The 16,198-nt window shown below is 60.0% G+C and carries 18 protein-coding genes and 1 tRNA gene; 10 read left to right on the top strand and 9 right to left on the bottom strand.

Going from position 1 to position 16,198, the window contains the following annotated elements:
• The 3 genes from odhB to lpdA all read left to right on the top strand — a co-directional run bounded on the left by odhB (position 1) and on the right by lpdA (position 3,522).
• Positions 1 to 1,491, top strand: a complete 1,491-nt coding sequence (gene odhB, locus THS5294_RS05105) for a 2-oxoglutarate dehydrogenase complex dihydrolipoyllysine-residue succinyltransferase (protein WP_058122887.1) — start codon at positions 1 to 3, stop codon at positions 1,489 to 1,491.
• Positions 1,492 to 1,650: 159 nt separating this feature from the next.
• Positions 1,651 to 2,061, top strand: coding sequence for an MAPEG family protein (locus THS5294_RS05100; protein ID WP_058122886.1), 411 nt, complete (start codon positions 1,651 to 1,653; stop codon positions 2,059 to 2,061).
• A gap of 69 nt (positions 2,062 to 2,130) precedes the next feature.
• The gene (gene lpdA, locus THS5294_RS05095; RefSeq protein WP_058122885.1) at positions 2,131 to 3,522 is read left to right on the top strand and encodes a dihydrolipoyl dehydrogenase; all 1,392 of its coding nucleotides are present in this window, start codon (positions 2,131 to 2,133) and stop codon (positions 3,520 to 3,522) included.
• Positions 3,523 to 3,589: 67 nt separating this feature from the next.
• Here lpdA and THS5294_RS05090 read toward each other — a convergent pair whose 3' ends face one another.
• Both THS5294_RS05090 and THS5294_RS05085 read right to left on the bottom strand, forming a co-directional pair.
• Positions 3,590 to 4,237: a GntR family transcriptional regulator gene (locus tag THS5294_RS05090; protein WP_038005702.1), complete on the bottom strand. Its 648-nt coding sequence runs from the start codon at positions 4,235 to 4,237 to the stop codon at positions 3,590 to 3,592.
• 15 nt (positions 4,238 to 4,252) lie between these two features.
• Entirely contained in the window at positions 4,253 to 4,963 is a 711-nt protein-coding gene (locus tag THS5294_RS05085) for a M48 family metallopeptidase (protein WP_082644950.1), read from the bottom strand.
• A gap of 112 nt (positions 4,964 to 5,075) precedes the next feature.
• Between THS5294_RS05085 and THS5294_RS05080 the strand changes: the two genes are divergently transcribed.
• Positions 5,076 to 5,414 carry a TIGR02300 family protein gene (locus tag THS5294_RS05080; RefSeq protein ID WP_058122884.1) on the top strand — a complete coding sequence of 113 codons (339 nt, stop codon included), beginning with the start codon at positions 5,076 to 5,078 and terminating at the stop codon, positions 5,412 to 5,414.
• 81 nt (positions 5,415 to 5,495) lie between these two features.
• A tRNA-Ala gene (locus THS5294_RS05075) sits at positions 5,496 to 5,571 on the top strand.
• A 91-nt stretch (positions 5,572 to 5,662) separates the two neighbouring features.
• Here the strand turns inward: THS5294_RS05075 and THS5294_RS05070 are convergent.
• The 5 genes from THS5294_RS05070 to THS5294_RS05050 are packed head-to-tail and all read right to left on the bottom strand — an operon-like array spanning position 5,663 to position 10,234.
• The gene (locus THS5294_RS05070; protein WP_058122883.1) at positions 5,663 to 6,397 is read right to left on the bottom strand and encodes an SDR family NAD(P)-dependent oxidoreductase; all 735 of its coding nucleotides are present in this window, start codon (positions 6,395 to 6,397) and stop codon (positions 5,663 to 5,665) included.
• The gene (locus THS5294_RS05065; protein WP_058122882.1) at positions 6,394 to 6,951 is read right to left on the bottom strand and encodes a DUF3833 domain-containing protein; all 558 of its coding nucleotides are present in this window, start codon (positions 6,949 to 6,951) and stop codon (positions 6,394 to 6,396) included. Before THS5294_RS05065 ends, THS5294_RS05070 begins: the two co-directional genes overlap by 4 nt.
• A gap of 3 nt (positions 6,952 to 6,954) precedes the next feature.
• Positions 6,955 to 8,181 (bottom strand): MFS transporter, encoded by a 1,227-nt coding sequence (locus THS5294_RS05060; RefSeq protein ID WP_058122881.1) that lies wholly within the window; start codon positions 8,179 to 8,181, stop codon positions 6,955 to 6,957.
• The gene (locus THS5294_RS05055) at positions 8,178 to 8,939 is read right to left on the bottom strand and encodes a DUF1365 domain-containing protein (protein WP_058122880.1); all 762 of its coding nucleotides are present in this window, start codon (positions 8,937 to 8,939) and stop codon (positions 8,178 to 8,180) included. The genes THS5294_RS05060 and THS5294_RS05055 overlap by 4 nt, the downstream gene beginning before the upstream one ends.
• Positions 8,936 to 10,234, bottom strand: a complete 1,299-nt coding sequence (locus tag THS5294_RS05050) for an NAD(P)/FAD-dependent oxidoreductase (protein ID WP_058122879.1) — start codon at positions 10,232 to 10,234, stop codon at positions 8,936 to 8,938. The genes THS5294_RS05055 and THS5294_RS05050 overlap by 4 nt, the downstream gene beginning before the upstream one ends.
• A 144-nt stretch (positions 10,235 to 10,378) precedes the next feature.
• Between THS5294_RS05050 and THS5294_RS05045 the strand changes: the two genes are divergently transcribed.
• From THS5294_RS05045 to THS5294_RS05025, 5 genes are read left to right on the top strand one after another with little or no spacing between them, the layout of a single operon-like run.
• Positions 10,379 to 11,011 carry a sigma-70 family RNA polymerase sigma factor gene (locus THS5294_RS05045; protein ID WP_233486406.1) on the top strand — a complete coding sequence of 211 codons (633 nt, stop codon included), beginning with the start codon at positions 10,379 to 10,381 and terminating at the stop codon, positions 11,009 to 11,011.
• A 6-nt stretch (positions 11,012 to 11,017) separates the two neighbouring features.
• Positions 11,018 to 11,674: a ChrR family anti-sigma-E factor gene (locus THS5294_RS05040; protein WP_038005709.1), complete on the top strand. Its 657-nt coding sequence runs from the start codon at positions 11,018 to 11,020 to the stop codon at positions 11,672 to 11,674.
• A gap of 6 nt (positions 11,675 to 11,680) precedes the next feature.
• Positions 11,681 to 12,292, top strand: coding sequence for a LysE family translocator (locus THS5294_RS05035; RefSeq protein WP_058122878.1), 612 nt, complete (start codon positions 11,681 to 11,683; stop codon positions 12,290 to 12,292).
• Positions 12,289 to 12,489 (top strand): hypothetical protein, encoded by a 201-nt coding sequence (locus THS5294_RS05030; RefSeq protein ID WP_058122877.1) that lies wholly within the window; start codon positions 12,289 to 12,291, stop codon positions 12,487 to 12,489. Before THS5294_RS05035 ends, THS5294_RS05030 begins: the two co-directional genes overlap by 4 nt.
• Positions 12,490 to 12,521: 32 nt before the next feature.
• The gene (locus tag THS5294_RS05025; protein ID WP_058122876.1) at positions 12,522 to 13,169 is read left to right on the top strand and encodes an RluA family pseudouridine synthase; all 648 of its coding nucleotides are present in this window, start codon (positions 12,522 to 12,524) and stop codon (positions 13,167 to 13,169) included.
• On the opposite strand, the gene yaaA is transcribed toward THS5294_RS05025, so the two are convergent.
• Both yaaA and recQ read right to left on the bottom strand, forming a co-directional pair.
• Positions 13,166 to 13,945 (bottom strand): peroxide stress protein YaaA, encoded by a 780-nt coding sequence (gene yaaA, locus THS5294_RS05020; RefSeq protein WP_058122875.1) that lies wholly within the window; start codon positions 13,943 to 13,945, stop codon positions 13,166 to 13,168. The genes THS5294_RS05025 and yaaA overlap by 4 nt on opposite strands.
• A gap of 49 nt (positions 13,946 to 13,994) precedes the next feature.
• Positions 13,995 to 16,043, bottom strand: a complete 2,049-nt coding sequence (recQ, locus tag THS5294_RS05015) for a DNA helicase RecQ (protein WP_058122874.1) — start codon at positions 16,041 to 16,043, stop codon at positions 13,995 to 13,997.
• Positions 16,044 to 16,198: the final 155 nt, after the last annotated feature.

Here is a 16,198-nt window from a genome sequence, read left to right as displayed (position 1 = left end):
ATGTCCACTGAAGTTCGAGTGCCCACACTGGGCGAAAGCGTTACCGAGGCCACCGTGGCCACATGGTTCAAAAAGCCAGGCGACGCGGTCGCGGTGGATGAGATGTTGTGCGAGCTGGAGACCGACAAGGTGACGGTCGAAGTGCCTGCGCCCGCTGCTGGCACAATGGCCGAGATCGTGGCCGCCGAGGGTGAAACCGTTGGCGTGGACGCGCTGTTGGCGACCATTTCTGCCGGTGGCGAAGCGACCGCTGCACCGGTCGCGGCGGCCCCGGCCCCTGCCGCCGCTGATACGGGTGCCACCACGGATGTGATGGTGCCTACGCTGGGCGAAAGCGTGACCGAGGCGACTGTCTCAACTTGGTTCAAAAAGGTCGGCGACACTGTTGCCCAAGACGAAATGCTCTGTGAGCTGGAAACCGACAAGGTTTCGGTCGAGGTTCCCGCGCCTGCCGCTGGCGTGCTGTCCGAAATCCTCGCGCCCGAAGGGGCAACTGTGGATGCGACTGCCAAGCTGGCTGTGATCGGCGGCTCGGCTGGTGCGGCTGCTGCCCCTGCGGCGGCGCCCGCTGCTGCGCCTGCGGCCTCCGGTGCTAAGGACGTAGAGGACGCACCATCGGCCAAGAAAATCATGGCGGAAAAGGGCATTGATCCTGCTTCGGTTCAGGGCTCTGGTCGTGATGGCCGCGTGATGAAAGAGGACGTGATGGCGGCTGTTGCCAGTGCTGCTGCGGCCCCAGCTGCGGCTGCGGCCCCCGCCGCCCCCCGCGCACCCGTACCCGCCGATGATGCAGCCCGCGAAGAACGGGTCAAGATGACCCGCCTGCGCCAAACCATCGCCAAGCGCCTGAAAGACAGCCAAAACACGGCCGCCATGCTGACGACATACAACGAGGTCGACATGTCGGCGTCGATGGCGTTGCGCAAGGAATACAAGGACCTGTTTGAGAAGAAACACGGCGCGCGTCTGGGCTTTATGTCGTTCTTCACCAAAGCGTGCTGTCACGCCCTAAAAGAAGTCCCCGAAGTAAACGCTGAGATCGACGGCACCGACATCGTGTACAAAAAGTTCGTGCACATGGGCATCGCTGCGGGCACACCCACGGGCCTTGTGGTGCCAGTGATCCGTGACGCCGACCAGATGTCCTTCGCCGAGATCGAAAAAGCCATCGCAGAAAAGGGCAAACGCGCCCGTGACGGCAAACTGTCCATGGCGGAAATGCAGGGCGGGACCTTCACGATCTCGAACGGCGGCGTCTACGGTTCGCTCATGTCCTCGCCGATCCTGAACCCGCCACAATCGGGCATCCTCGGCATGCACAAGATCCAAGACCGCCCCGTGGTGGTTGATGGTCAAATTGTCATCCGTCCGATGATGTATCTGGCTCTGTCCTACGATCACCGGATCGTCGACGGCAAAGGCGCTGTGACCTTCCTCGTGCGCGTCAAAGAAGCCCTCGAAGATCCGCGCCGCCTGCTGATGGATCTCTAAAAAACACGCGGCAGCGCCTGATCGGCAAATATTTCGGTCAGGCGCTGCCTCACACAAGGGGATCATCCAAATGCCAGCGAAAACAGGACGAACGACCTCACGCCGGACTTGGCCTCTCGCATCCAAAACGGCCGATGGATCTCATCTCAGAGGATGCCCATGACCCCCGAACTTACTGCCCTCACCCTCGCGGCACTTCTCCAAGTGGTGCAATTCGTCCTGATGGCCGTCCCTGCCAACCTTGAGTTGGGCCCGGGCAAAACGGCCTCCGCACGGGATCGCGCGCGCCTTGGCGGCTCGCTTGAGGATCAACTTTCCGACAAAACCGCCCGCCTCTATCGGGCCCTCAACAACCACTTCGAAGGGCTGATCCTGTTCGGCATCGCCTGCACGGTGCTGACCCTCTCGGATGAGGCGACACCCTACACCGCCCTGCTGGCCTACACATACCTTGCGGCCCGCGTTCTCTACATCCCAGCTTACTACTTCGGATGGCGTCCTTGGCGCTCGGCCATCTGGCTCGTGGGCTTTCTTGCAACCACAGCGATGCTTCTTGCGGCTATCGCCTAATTCTTTGGTTCTCAAATATCCCGGGGGTCCGGGGGCTGGCCCCCGGCGACCGACAGAAAGGAAAACATCATGGCAAACTACGACGTTATCATCATCGGCTCCGGTCCCGGCGGATATGTCGGCGCAATCCGCTGCGCGCAACTGGGCCTGAAAACGGCCTGTGTTGAGGGGCGCGACACCCTCGGTGGTACCTGCCTGAACGTGGGCTGCATCCCGTCCAAGGCGCTGCTGCACGCCTCCCATCAGCTCCACGAGGCAGAGCATAACTTTGCCAAGATGGGTCTGACGGGTGCTGCGCCCAAGGTCGATTGGAAACAGATGTTGGCCTATAAGGATGACGTCATTGCCCAAAACACCAAAGGCATCGAATTCCTGTTCAAAAAGAACAAGGTCGATTGGATCAAGGGCTGGGCCTCCATCCCCAAGGCGGGTGAGGTCAAAGTCGGCGACGAAATCCATACCGCCAAGCACATCGTCATCGCCAGCGGCTCAGAGCCGGCCACCATTCCGGGCGCAGAAGTGGCCATTGATGAAAAGGTCGTCGTAACTTCCACCGGCGCGCTTGAGCTGAATAAAATCCCCAAGACCATGACCGTCGTAGGGGGTGGTGTGATCGGCCTGGAGCTGGGCTCCGTTTATGCGCGCCTCGGCACTGAGGTAACTGTGGTGGAATTCATGGACGGCATCACACCGGGCATGGACCTTGAGGTTGCCAAGCAGTTCCAGCGCATCCTCGCCAAGCAGGGCCTCAAGTTCATCATGGGCGCGGCTGTGTCCAAGGTTGCTGCCACCAAGACCAAAGCCAAGGTCACCTATAAGCTGCGCAAAGATGACAGTGAGCATACGCTAGATACCGAGGTTGTGCTGGTCTCTACCGGGCGCAAACCGTTCACAGAAGGACTGGGCCTTGATGCTTTGGGCATTGAGATGACCCCTCGCGGCCAGATCGCCCAGTCGAGCTATCGCACGAACATCCCCGGTATCTATGCGATCGGCGATGCAATTGAAGGTCCGATGCTGGCTCACAAGGCAGAGGATGAAGGTATGGCCGTCGCTGAGATGATCGCGGGCCAAAAGCCCCACGTGAACTATGGTGTCATCCCCGGCGTGATCTATACGCACCCCGAAGTTGCCAATGTCGGCCAAACCGAAGAGCAACTCAAGGAAGCGGGCGTGGCCTATAAGATCGGGAAATTCTCGTTCATGGGCAACGGGCGTGCAAAGGCGAACTTCGCGGCCGATGGGTTTGTGAAGCTGTTGGCTGATGCCAAGACGGACCGCATCTTGGGCGCACACGTCATTGGCCCAATGGCCGGTGACTTGATCCACGAAGTCTGTGTTGCCATGGAATTCGGTGCCGCTGCAGAAGATCTGGCGCGGACTTGCCACGCGCACCCGACATATTCGGAAGCAATGCGTGAAGCGGCTTTGGCCTGTGGTGACGGCGCGATCCACGCCTAATCGGCTTTGACAACCACTTGGGTTCGGCGCGGTTGCGCGCCGGACCAATCCGTTCCTGAATTCTGCGCTAAGTCGCCAACAGCTTTAGCCCTTGGGTCACGTCGGCGCGCACCGCGAGCCGTAGCCCCGGTTCATCCCCTGCGTTCAGTGCCGCGAGGATCAGGCGGTGGTGGCGGGGCGCCTCGGTCCGGTGCAGTCGCCCATAAAGTGCGCGCATCGTTGGCCCCATTTGCAGCCAAACTGTTTCCGCCATCGCAAGCATCGCAGGTGCCTGCGCGCGTAAATACAGCGTGCGGTGGAATTCGAGGTTGGTGCGAATATACCCCACCGCGTCCTTTTTCGCGATTTTCTCCGCGATAGAGCGGTTGATGATTTCCATCCGCTCGATCAGGGCTGAGTGGGCGCGGGGCAGGGCGCGCGCGGCCAGTTCCGGTTCTAGCAGGGACCTGAGTGCAGCCAGTTCTTCGATTCGCTCACTGCTTAATTCTGGCGTGCTGACGCGCCCGGATGACGATAGCGACAGCGCCCCTTCCGCGATCAAGCGACGCAGTGCCTCGCGCACAGGGGTCATTGAGACGCCGTATTCTTTGCCGATGCCGCGCAGGGTCAGCGGCTCACCGGGGATGAGTTCGCCGTGCATGACACGGGTCCGCAGCGCGCGGTACAGCTTGTCGTGGGCGGCAGAGGTTCCGCTGGATTTGGAGTCGATTAACATGGCGGGACGGTGCGCCTAGTCCGGGGTCGCGTCAAGGACACTAAAGTCCCACGCGTGTAATCCAGCCCCATGCGCCTTGAGCCACGCGCGGTGCGGTTGGTAGCGCGGCAAGAGGTCCTCGACCTGTGCCCAGAAGCGGGCGGAGTGGTCCATGTGGGCCAAATGCGCGACCTCATGGGCGGCGACGTAATCCAGCACCTCCCACGGGGCCATTACCAGCCGCCACGAAAACATCAAATCCCCCCGCGATGTGCATGATCCCCAGCGTGAACGCGTGTCGCGAAAGGTAATTTTGCCGTGATTGCGGCCCAAAGAGGTGGCGTAGCGCTCACAAGCTTCGGTGAGGTGGGTCTGGGCCAACGTGCGCAAAAGCGTCTTGATCCGTGGGCCAACTTTGGCGGTGTCATTGGGGACCAGCACCGCATCGGGCAACAATCGGGCCACGCGTGTTTGGCCCGCGACGATGGGCAGAACCTCACCCAAGATGGGCAATGTGCCACCGATGACGGGGTGCTGCACGCTGGGTGCGGCGGAGACATGTTGTCTGATCCAGGCGGCTTGGGCGTTGGCGAAGGCGTGCGCCTCCCGCAGGGTCGCGCGGCGCGGCAGGGTCAGCGTGACGCGCCCATCGGTGCGCCCGACCCGCAGAGAAAGCCGTGTCGCGCGGGGCGAACGGCGCAGATGCACTTCAACGGGAGGGATACCCTCAAGAATGATCGATTCCACAGGTCAATGCCCCCATCGTTCCGCACTGCCACGGGAAAGGCTTTGACACCCTTGTTCAGCTATGGCAAGGCACCCCAATTCATCTTAGCGTCCAAGACCTGAAGGAACTGACATGCCCAAAGAAGAATGGGGTGTAAAGCGCGTCTGCCCGACTACTGGCAAACGCTTCTACGACCTGAACAAGCGCCCGATCGTTAGCCCTTACACCGGCGAAGCCGTTAACATCGACACCGGAACCAAGACCCGCGTGCTGGCTGCGGACAAGGATGATGCGGATGCGGTCAAGGCCAAAGAGGCCGAAGACGATCTGCTGCTGGACGACGACGACACCGAACTCGAGGACGATGTGTCCATCGAAGACGATGCCGACGTACTGGATGATGACGACGAAGAGGACACTGTGTCTCTCGACGAAATCGCCGATGTCAGCAACGAAGGCGACGACGAGTAATCTCGTTGTGAAAAAGTGCGGCGCGGGAGAGATTTTCCGCTTGCGCCGCAGCCCGCGTCTTTCTATCTAGACGCACGGTTTGGGGCCTTAGCTCAGCTGGGAGAGCGCCTGCATGGCATGCAGGAGGTCAGCGGTTCGATCCCGCTAGGCTCCACCAAACCCTCTCTATGAAATGCATCCCACTGATTGTGAGGCTGAGGCTGGCTTATCGGTTCGCACTGCCGAATTGCCGCGCGTGATTGCGCGGGTTACTTGCCAAACACCCGGTAATACAGCCAATCGGGCAGGACCTGAGACCCCCGGAACAGCCAAGAAAACACGCGCGGAAAGCTCTTTTTGAAATCGCTCGTGCACATGTGGTCAAACATTTCTTGGGCGGCTTGCTCTGGCGTCATCAGGAATGGCATCGAAAAGTCATTCTTGTCCGTAAGCCGGGTTTTGATGAAGCCGGGATTCGCGATTTGGACATCGACGCCAGTGTTGCGCAGATCGGCATACATGCCCTCTGCCAGCCACATATTGCCCGCCTTGGATGCGCCGTAGCCCGTGGCACCGGGCAACCCGCGAAAGCCCGAAAGCGAACCTGTGATGACGATGTGGCCTGCGTCCCGTTCTACCATCTGGCCGATGACCGCGCCGACCGCCCGGGCAGAGCCGGTAAAGTTGATGTCGCACATCGCCTCGACCTGTTCCGCGTTCCAGTCTTGGGCTGACTGCGGCCAGTAGACACCCGCCAAATACACCATGCCGTCGATGTGTCCGATTTCGGCAGCTGTGCCCTCAACGCTTTCCAAAACACCGACATCGAGCGTTAACGCGCGGGCCTTGCCCGGCATTTCTGCCACCAGCGCGTCCAGCTTTTCCTGACTACGCGCTGAGACGATCACCTCGGCCCCCGCCGCGCTCAGTTTGAGGGCGAGCGCGCGGCCTAATCCTTCGGATGCGCCGATCAGCCAGTAGCGTTTTCCTTGAAATTCTCTCATCCGACTTTCCGCATGGTGGCAACAAGCTCGGCCACTTTCACTCCAAACTTTCGGAACTGCGAGCGGTTCATCACCGTGCCGTTCTCCATCAGATACATCCAATCCGTCACGTCCAGCACATGGCCGCCAGCGTCGTCAGGCAGTTTGATGCGGTATGATAGTTTGACGGCAGAGCCTTCCTGCGTGCCCTCACCTTCGCCGATGATGTCGGGCGCGGTGGCTTTGATCTGGCCGTCGTTGCCGATTTTGAGAGACCAGATCCGATCCTGCGTGCTGCCGCTGTCGTAGCGAAAATGCTCAGTCATGGAGCCGGTGTTGCCGTCCCACGTGGCGTTCATATCGGCCACAAACCGGGACGAAACGCGCCCAGTGGGGCCGTAAATGATGCCCTCGCATTGGATTGGGCCGTCTAGGTGATGGCGGATGTCGAATTGAGGTGTCTGCTCGGCGTAGTCGCTGGGGCGTTGAGCGGGAAAGGCCGCATATCGGAACCGTGCCCAGACAAGGCTGAGCGTTAGGACCACGCCAAGGCCAACAAGAAGCAGCGATTCCATCCGTTATGTCTCCGTCAGTCGGGTCACGCTGAGCAGGGCCAGCGCGAACAGTTTGAGGATGCAGGGCAGGCCCGCATAGAGCAGTGTCAGGGTCATCAGGGCGTCCGGCGTGTTGGTCATGCCAGCCTGGAATCCGTTAACCTCTAGGATTGGAAGTAGTGTGATCGCAGCAATTGCGAGCGTGAACTTTGACACAAACGACCAAAGGCCAAAGCCGTTGCCTGCATTTGGGGCGATTTTCGCCATGTGACGCGCGAATATCGCGGGCAAAAGCGTGAGGTCCGCACCCAAGGTCGCGCCGGAGGCCACGCAGATCACCGCAAACAGTGCGGTGTCGCCCGCCCCCAGTGTGAGGGCAAAGGCAAAAGTCGCAATCGCGAGCACCATCCCCGCAAGGAGCATCGGTTTGGGGCCGTAGCGCTCCGCGAGGCGGCCCCACATGGGGGCCGACAGTGCCGCGGCGAGAAAGAACAGGAGCAGCAAAGGCCCCTCCATGCCGGGGGCATCAAGGCGGCTTTCGACGAAGAACAAGAACAGGGTTGAGGTCACGGCAACAGGGGCCGCGTTTAGGAGTGCAATCAGCAAAAGCCGCCGCGCGGTGGCATCGCGCAGGATGTCACCCATGGGGGTGCTGGGCGCGGTTGCCTCGGACCGCCATTCATTCCGCATCAGCCAAAGGGCCAGCAGCGTGAGACCCGCGAAGAGGCCCGCATATGCCATAAAGGGCGCGCCACTAAACGCCAGAGCCACAGGCGCCACGGAGGCCACGCAGACGCCGATCAATGCACCCGTTTCGCGCCATGTCGCAAGGCGAACGTGGCCGTCCCCCATCACATTCGCCTTTAACACGCCCTGGGCGTAGAACGAGATCGTCAGCAGTGAGAACCCCGAAAACAACCCTGCGAGCGTGAGGGCAAACCACCATATTGCGTCGATGGGTGGCGTCACGGCGAACAGCCCCCACATCGAGATTGCCATCACGATACCGCCCAGTGCCACCAGTGCCGGGCGGTACTTTCGACCAGCCTCAGAGAGCCAGCCAAAAAACGGGTCTTGGACCACGTCGATTAGGCGCAGGAAAAACAGGACCGTGGCCAGCGCGCCCAGCGAGACGCCGTAGCTGTCCACGTAGAACTTGGGCGCGTGGATATAGATGGGCAAGCCAGCCGCCGAAAGCACGGCGGCAAACACCGCGTAGCGGGGCAAGCCAAGCGCGCGGGCGGATGTCACCGCGACACCTCCTCCGGGGGAGGGGTGGGGCGTGTGCGAAACCGCGCGCCCTTCCACCACAGCTTGAGCGCCTGCCAATGGATCAGGGCCATGACCCGTCGCGCGCCAAGGGGGCGACGTAGGGCTGCAAACGCCAAACCCTTAGAGGTCAGCGGCTGACGCTTGCCGCAGAGCGTCGCGATCAGTCCGCCTTTGCCGCCGGAATAGTCGATCCAGACGCCGATGCGTTCATCGGTGATGTTAAAGCGGAAGGTGTAATCGCCTTCGATTTTTTGGAACGGAGAGACGTAGAATATTTTGGTCGCGTGCATCTCAGTCTCGGCGGTGATCGGAGACAGGTTGTCGGTGTGGCACAAGTACGAGTGGCGGTCACCGTAGGTGTTGCTGACCTCTGCGATGACGACGCGCAGCTCGTTTTCGACGTCGTAGCAAAGCCAGAACGAGACAGGGTTGAACACATACCCAAACATGCGCGGTTGGGTCAGAAGCAGGGTTTTGCCCCGCTGGAATTGCAGCCCATAGGCTTGCAGCACTTGATTGACCCAACTCAGCCCGCGCCCTTCGCCGCGCGGGCCGCCGTGATCGGCGTCGTAGACCGCCGCAAGGTTGCGACGGTTACGCGAAAACAGCGCGGGCAGGGGGCCTTCGTCCTCTAGGTCCAGTAGGACGTAGTCGATTGAATACTTGAACGCATTCTCGACCGCGCCTTTGCGTCCGTGCCAGGTGTGCCCCGGAATATGTTCCAGGACGCGGGTCATTCGGCAGCCATGGCCACGCTGGTTGCGTTCAGCGCCTGCACGACGTCATAGGCCGAGGCGTAGCCGTCTTCATGAAAGCCGTTACGCATCCATGCGCCGCAGAACCATGTGTTAGCGGTGCCGTTTGTAGCCTTGATCCGCTCTACGGCCGCAGTCATCGCGAGGTCATAGATCGGATGGGCGAAATCAACCTCATCGTAGATCAATTCTTCCCGGATGGGGGCCTGTGAATTGAGCGTAACGAGCAACAGGTCATCGTGGGGGATCGGCTGAAGTGAGTTCATCCAGTAGGTCAGGTCGATTTTATCGCCCTCTTTGTCCGCAGCCTCGGTGTAGACCCAGCTGGCCCAACAGGATTTCCGCTTGGGCATCGTATTGGGGTCAGCGTGTAGCGTGGCGCGGTTGGGCTGGTAGCGTACCGCGCTAAGGTTGTCGCGTTCGGTCGGCGTGGCATCGGACAGCATCGCGAGGGTCTGGTCGGAGTGGGTGGCAAAGATCACCTCATCATAGACCTTCCACTCATCACCCTTGGCTTTGATTTCAACTCCGCCGCCGGGGATGCGTTTGACCGCATTCACAGGCGTGGATTTGCGGATCGCCACAGCGCGGGATTTTAGGGCGTGTTCCAAACGGCGCACATATTCAATCGAGCCGCCATCCACGGTGTACCACTGGTGCTGGCCTGTGGTGGACATAAGTGCATGGTTTTTGAAGAACTTGACCAAAGCCTGCGCAGGGAAGTCCATGACGTTTTGTGTCGGCGTGGACCAGATCGCGCCGGACATCGGGGCCAAATACCAATCCCGAAAGCCTTGGCTGAGCCGCAGTTGATCGCACAACTCATTGAGCGTGATGTCGGGGTCTTTTGCGACGTGATCGGCGTTGTTGTTGAATTTGAAAATATCCGCGACCATGCGCAGGAACTTGGGTGAGACGATGTTGCTGCGCGTTGCAAACAGCGAATCGAGCGATTGCAGCCCGTATTCCATCGCGCCACCGCCAAAGGAGGCGCCAAAGGACATGTTTGATTTGGCAACCGGCACATCCAGTTCCGCAAACAGACGCGTCAGGTGGGGGTAGTTGGCGTAGTTGTAGACGATAAAGCCTGTGTCCACGGCTTGGTCGCCGCGTTTGCCAGCCATCACGGTGCGTGCATGCCCGCCGATGCGCCCCTCTGCTTCGTAAAGCGTGACGGAGTGTGTTTGGCTAAGGTGATAGGCCGCAGCCATCCCTGATATCCCGCCGCCCACGATAGCGATCCGTTTGGGTGCAAAGGTGTCAACTTCAAATGGCACTGGTCGTCCTCTCACTGTCTAGTTCCGTTTACATGTACGTCATGGGTTCGGAATTGGTTCAGTTTTTTTTGCTATTTTTGAATTTTTCTTATGAAGAGTGATCCGGTTGAGTGCCACTCGCGTAATAAGATTATGTTGATTGCTGTGACACAAAGTCGGATGATGTGGCCTGAGCCTGCGGAACTCCCCGCTGGTCGGGACCGAAAGCACGCGCCGACCGTGACACATGCAAAGACAGACGAAGCGCACTGGGTTGCGCGGTTGGTGGCTGTTGGCACCAACAGGGATCAGGCGGCTTTTGCCGAGCTGTTTCGTCACTATGCCCCGCGTGTGAAGGCGTTTTTGATCAAATCAGGTGCTGATCACGCAATGGCAGAAGAGTGCATGCAGGACGTGATGGCGACCCTGTGGCGCAAGTCGCATTTGTATGATCCGGGGCGTGCATCTGTGGCCACGTGGATTTTCACGATCGCGCGGAATCGACGCATCGATATGATTCGAAAGTCGCGCCGACCCGAGCCAGACGAGCTGCCTTGGGGGCCTGAGGCGGCTCCGGAGCAAGCGGATGTTCTCGCATTACAACAAGACAGCGCACGGCTCGCCGAGGCGTTGAAACAACTTCCCGAAAAACAGCGCTATTTGGTAGAGCGCGCGTTTTTTGGTGACATGACACATAGCGAAATCGCCGCAGAGACAGGTTTGCCCCTTGGCACAATCAAGTCGCGGATTAGGTTGGCGATTGAAAGATTGCGCCATTCGATGGGCGCGGAGGCATAGAACGACATGATCACACATCATATTCCTGATGATTTGCTAATGGGTTACGCGGCTGGCGGGTTGTCAGAAGCGTTTGACCTTGTTGTGGCGTCGCATGTCTCGCTCAATGATGATGCTCGTGCGCGTCTGTCCAGTTTCGAAGCGCTTGGTGGCGCGGTCCTTGAAGGGGCTGAGACTGCTGAGTTGGCGGATGACAGCTTTGAGGCGACGATGGCGCGGATCATGGGCACTGCCCCTGCGGACACCGTACGCGAAGAGGCGAAGGCACCTGCGCGCCACGCGACCTTCCCCAAGTGCCTGCGCGACTATGTGGGTGGTGACACCGATGCCGTGCAGTGGCGACCCGTCGGTATGGGCGTCAAACAGGCGGTGCTGCCGACCGGGGATGGTGAGGCGACCGCGCGTTTGCTGTATATCCCAGCGGGTCAGGCAATGCCCGACCACGGGCACAACGGGGTTGAGGTTACACTGGTTCTGCAGGGCGCGTTTATCGACGAAGATGGACGGTTTGCACGCGGCGACATTGAAGTCGCGACCCAAGAGACGGAGCATACGCCAGTCGCCGATATCGGTGAGGATTGTATCTGTCTTGTGGTGACAGATGCGCCTTTGCGCTTTAACGGCCTTTTGCCCAAAATCGCTCAGAAAATCCTGCGCATTTAACCCCCTATGACGTTTGAGCTATGGGCCGCGTTCGCGGTGTTCTGGGCGTTGTTCGTAACAACGCCGGGGCCGAACGCGGTGAACTGCATAACCGTTGGTATGCACGTCAGGCTTCCGCGCGCGTTCATCACCGTTGGCGCAATCATGCTGCAAGCATTGCTGTTCATGTGGGCCGCCGCCCTTGGGTTGGCGGCGTTGATTGTGACGACCCCCAATCTGTTCTTTGCACTGCAAATTGCAGGTGCCGCGTTGCTTGTCTGGATCGGGCTGCGCGCATTCCGGATGGCCGGACGCCCGCCTGTGGTATCGGACCAACGGGGCGGCTTGTTTTGGCGCGCGTTTTGGATTGCGACGATTAACGCCAAATCATTGGCAGGCTACATCGCGGCGTTTAGCCAGTTTTTGGACCCAGCGCGCCCTATCATGGGGCAGATGGCCTTTATCATGCCAACCGCACTTAGCCTCACGGCGCTAAGCTACGCAGGCTTCACAACTCTTGGGGCGATGTTGGGCCGGGCTGCGCTGGGCGCGGTGTTTCACACGGCATTTCGGCGGGTCATGGCCGTGTGTTTCATCGGCTACGGGCTTGCGTTGTTCGCACTGGCGATCATGGGATGAGCCGCTTTGCCCCCATCCTGCGGGAGCATCGGTTTCGTGTGGCCGTGTCACTGGCTGCCTTCGCGTTTATCGGGTTCGTGATGTTTGGGGACGGTGTGCCCGATTGGCGCTGGCTCGAATTTGCGGTCTATGCTGGGATGTTTTTCGCGTGGCTCGGCGGGTCGTCGGCCTATGCGCTTTGGCGCGCAGGCCAGTAGACACCATGCCCCATGCGCGGTAGGGCGACGCCATGAGCAGCGAATACAACCCGCCCACAGACCCCATTCCCGTCATCTATCATGACGATGACATTCTTTTGGTTGACAAGCCCGAGGGGCTTTTGTCCGTGCCCGGTCGGGGTGAGCATTTGGCCGATTGCCTGCTGTCGCGGCTACAGGACATGTTCCCCGAGGTGCTTTTGTGTCACCGGCTGGACCGGGATACATCGGGCATTATGATCTTTGCTCTGAGCAAGCTCGCGCAACGCAAACTGGGTCGCGCGTTTGAGACAAAGCGCGTCAAGAAGCGCTATATTGCTCGCGTCTGGGGTGAAGTCGCGGAGCCGAAGGGCACCATTGATCTGCCTTTGATCGTTGATTGGCCGAACCGTCCCTTGCAGCACGTGAACCACGAAACAGGGAAACCTGCGGTCACCGATTGGGAGCGGATGGAGGTCGTGGACGGCACCACCCGCATGAAGCTGATGCCGCGCACTGGCCGTAGCCACCAATTGCGCGTGCACATGCTGGCACTAGGCCACCCCATTTTGGGCGATCCGTTTTATGCGGACGGGCCTGCGCTCGCGTTCCCGCGCATGATGCTCCATGCCGAGGGGCTCAAGCTGGAACATCCGATCACGGGCAAGATGGAGCGTTTTGAGGCGCCTTGCCCGTACTAGGCGGCTTTGCCTTTGGCGGCTTGATCAGGGCGTAAAAAGACCGGCTCTAATGGGGTCGATTGCGCGGGCTGATATGCGTAGCCCCCGGCCGTGAACGCCGCAAGGTCGGCGGGATCAGTGATACGGGTTTCAACCATAAACCGTGCCAGTGCGCCGCGTGCCTGTTTTGCATAAAAACTGATGACCTTGGCACCGCCCGGCTTGTCCTCAAGGAACTTTGGGGTGATCACCGCGGGCTTTAGTGCCTCGGTGTCGACGGCACCAAAATACTCCTGCGAGGCGCAGTTCAGAAGATGTGTAGCCCCGGTTTCGGCCGCCTGCGCGTTCAGCGCATCAGCCAGTTTTGTGCCCCAATATGCGTATAGCGTTTTGCCGTTGGGGTTAGCCAATCGGCTGCCCATTTCCAGCCGGTAGGGTCGCGCTTCATCCAGCGGACGCAGCAATCCGTAAAGCCCAGACAAAATGCGCAGATGATCTTGGGCATGGCGCAAGGCGTCCTCGGACAGGGTGGTCGCGTCGAGCCCGGTGTATGTGTCCCCATCAAACATCAGCGCGGCAGGGGCCGTGTCCTGCGCCGCGAAATCCGCAAACCGGTCTGCGTTCAGCTTTGCAAGGTTTTCACTGATGTGCATCAGCTTTTGCAGCTGTGGCACCGACAGATCGCGCGCGATCTGGGTTAATTCAGCGACCTCTTGGGGGAACTGCGGTTGCGTCAGCGGCAGCGTGGTCGTGCGGCTGGTGTCTAGCTTCTTGGCGGGCGACAGCACTGTGAGCATGGGGATCTCCTCTCTGGTGTCTTATAGATAAGGGCTGAGGGGCTGAGGTCTAGCGCGATTGCAAAACTTCGAGAAACGCCGCGCCAAAGCGTTCTGCGTGACGGTCGCCCAAAATGCGGGCAATCTGGCTCGCGTCGGCGGGCGCGGTGGCGACCTTGGCCAGCATTGAGGATGAGCACGACAGTGGTTTTTGCGTACCATCGTCGCCGCGCATCAGGTCGGCTTGTACGCTCAGCAGTGCGTCATAGACATCGCCCTCGGAGCGCCCAGCCAATTTGCGCCGCGCAGGGTGGACACTGGCAGTATGCTCGCCCGTTATTACCTCTAGGAAATGACTTCCATATTTTTCGAGCTTTTTGGCCCCAACACCCCCGATGCGCGCCATCGCGTCCAGGCTCATGGGGCGGGTTTCGGCCATCTCGATCAGGGTGCGGTCGTTAAAGATCATGTAGGCAGGCAGGCTTTCGGCGTCCGCAAGGGCGCGGCGCTTGGCCTTAAGCGCCGAAAGCAAGGGCGCGTCCTCTTCACTGACCAAGGCTTTGACGGCGGGGCGACGGTCTGCGGTTTTGAGGGTGTCGCGGCGCAGGGTGATGTTGGCCTCACCCCGCAGAATAGGTCGTGCGGCTTGGGTCATACGGAACGCGCCGTGGCGTTCAGGATCGGGGCGGATCAGGTCTTGACCCATCATTTGCCGAAAGATCGCCTGCCAGATGGGCTTTGAATGTTCCTGCCCCACGCCAAAGGTTGGCAGAGCGTCATGGCCACGTTGGCAGATGCGGTCTGTGGCGTTGCCCAGCAGAATGTCGATCAGGTGGCCCGCGCCAAACCGCTCGTCGGTGCGCAGTATCGCCGACAGAGCCTTGCGCACTGAGGTGGTGGCGTCAAACAAGTCGGGGGGTGTTTCGCACAGATCACAGTTCCCGCAGGTGACTTCGGTGTCGCCAAAGTAGGCGAGGAGGCTTTTGCGACGACATTCGTGGGCCTCCGCCAGCCCCAAAAGCGCGTTGAGCCGCGCGTGATCTGCGAATTTCATTTCAGGCGGGGCGAGACCCTCATCAATCTGTTGGCGACGAAAGCGAATATCGTCGCTGCCGTATAGCGTCAGGGTATCGGCAGGCGCGCCATCACGACCGGCGCGGCCGATTTCTTGGTAATAGGCTTCGACAGATTTGGGCAGGTCCGCATGCGCAACCCAACGGATATCGGGTTTGTCGATGCCCATCCCGAACGCGATGGTGGCCACGACGATCAGCCCATCTTCGGCCTGAAAACGGCGCTCAACGATGCGGCGATCGTCGGCTTCCATACCGCCGTGATAATGACAGGCGGAATGCCCGGCTTCGCGTAGCGCCCTTGCAAGGCTTTCGGTCTTGTTGCGGGTGCCGCAATAGACAATGCCCGACTGCCCTTTGCGGGCGGCGGCAAAGCCGAGGATCTGGTTTCGGGGGCTGTCTTTGGCGGCAAAGGCCAGTGTCAGGTTGGGGCGGTCAAAGCCGTGCAGAAACGTCTCGGGCGGGGTGCCGTCGAACAAGCGGGTTACGATTTCTTCGCGGGTCTCAGCATCTGCGGTCGCGGTAAAGGCGGCCAAAGGCACGTCGAGTGTTTTGCGCAATTCGCCGATGCGCAGGTAGTCGGGCCGGAAATCGTGACCCCATTGGCTGACGCAGTGGGCTTCATCCACGGCAATCAGGTTGCAGCCCGCGCGTTTGAGCATCCGCTCTGTGCCTGAGGATGCCAACCGTTCCGGCGCGATATAGAGCAGCTTGAGCGTCCCGGCCTCAATCGCGTTCCAGACAGCGTCAGTTTCTTCCTCGGTGTTGCCAGAGGTTAGCGCGCCCGCGACAACGCCCGCCTCCTGCAAGGCGCGCACTTGATCGCGCATCAACGCAATCAGGGGCGAAATGACGACGGTGATCCCCTCTCGGCAGAGGGCAGGCAGTTGGAAACACAGACTTTTGCCACCGCCTGTTGGCATAATCGCGAGCGTATTTTTGCCGCCAAGAACGGCGTCTACGATGTCCTTCTGCCCCGGGCGAAAGGCAGAGAATCCAAAAACGGACGCAAGAAGCTCGGTCGGGCTTGGCGTTGTGTGGGGCATGGGCCTCAGGATCAGAAGATGTGCTCGATTTTCTATGAATCTTTCACATTAACAGCCCATGAACAAGGCTTGCGCCGCGACAGTTTGCGCGACTTTTTGATGTGTTTTTCTCAAGTTTACTCTTTCGCGGCGGGCGTGCGGCGCTTAAGTCCATG

Source organism: Thalassobacter stenotrophicus (genome assembly GCF_001458315.1).
GTDB lineage: Bacteria > Pseudomonadota > Alphaproteobacteria > Rhodobacterales > Rhodobacteraceae > Thalassobacter > Thalassobacter stenotrophicus.
This window is presented reverse-complemented; position numbering and strand designations above follow the sequence as displayed.